Below are 1,228 nucleotides of genomic sequence, written 5' to 3' on the forward strand. Positions count from 1 at the left end.
ATAGGAAGACTAACTATTAAAAGTCAAGCCTTAAAATGATATTTTTTGAATAAAATACAGAAATGTATTTTAGATATATTTTGAACTCAGTTAGAGTTCCATGAACCTTGAAAACTGCATGACAAAAAGAGCATCGTGACAGGTGCTCAAAAAGGAGTATCGAATTAAAATTGATTAAGCTACTTTGATGTATTGTTGCTTTGTTTTTTCAAGATGATAAATCACTCGAACCAGCTTTTTTACAGCATGTGATATGGCAACGTTATAGTGCTTGCCTTCAGCTCGTTTCTTGGCAAGATACCCTGCAAATGTTGGATCCCAGTGGCAGACATACTTGGCGGCATTGTACAAAGCGTATCGCAGGTATCTGGAACCACGTTTTTCCATATGTGCGTAAGCACCATCCAGTTGTCCGGATTGATATGTTGATGGTGAGAATCCAGCATAAGCTAAGATTTTATCAGGAGAATCAAAACGACTGAAGTCACCAATCTCGGCAATGATCATAGCACCCATGCGATAATTAATTCCAGGAATACTAAGAATCGGTGAGTTGATTTCATCCATGATGACTTTGATTTCATTTTCGATTTCATCAATCTCGGAATCAAGTTCCTGAATCAACTTGATGGTGTGTTTTAGTTCAAGTGATTTAGCTGGCATATTTGAGCCAATAGAAGCCCTTGCAGCTTCTCTGAAAGTAATGGCAGTATCTTTACTATATCGACCTTTTGAAGCTTCCGAAAGAAGATTTGTAAGTCTGGTAAGATGTGCGCTGGCTACGTGCTTAGCACCGGGAAATTCAGAAAGCATTGAATAAACAGATGCCATATGAAGTGTTGGCACAAGCTTTTCTAATTCAGGGAATAAGATACAGACAAGTCTTGAGACGGAAGACTTTAGCTTGGCACGTTCTTTTACTTTATCAAAACGATAACGAGTTAATGACTTTAGCTCTTCGTTATGGTAAGATATGTCTGAGTAGGACTTTAAGTTCACATCAGACATGAGCATGGAAGCAATCGTGCGGGCATCTACTTTATCCGTTTTCGTCTGTCTAAGGCTTAGACTTTTTCTGTACAGATTGGTATGTAACGGATTGATAACATAGGCGGCCAAACCTTTATCAATGAGATATCCGAGAAGATTGTAACTATAGTGTCCAGTGGCTTCCAGTCCTACTTTTACTTTTGTTGCATCTTCCGTAACAGATTCAATTTTTTGATAA

The 1,228-nt window shown here is 38.2% G+C and carries 1 protein-coding gene; it reads right to left on the bottom strand.

The window, feature by feature from the left end:
* Positions 1 to 174 precede the first annotated feature (174 nt).
* Positions 175 to 1,228: IS110 family transposase (locus DWY89_RS14150; protein ID WP_118524780.1), on the bottom strand; the 1,054-nt coding region annotated here is incomplete at its 5' end.

This window comes from Clostridium sp. AF27-5AA (assembly GCF_003478415.1).
GTDB lineage: Bacteria > Bacillota > Clostridia > Lachnospirales > Lachnospiraceae > Otoolea > Otoolea fessa.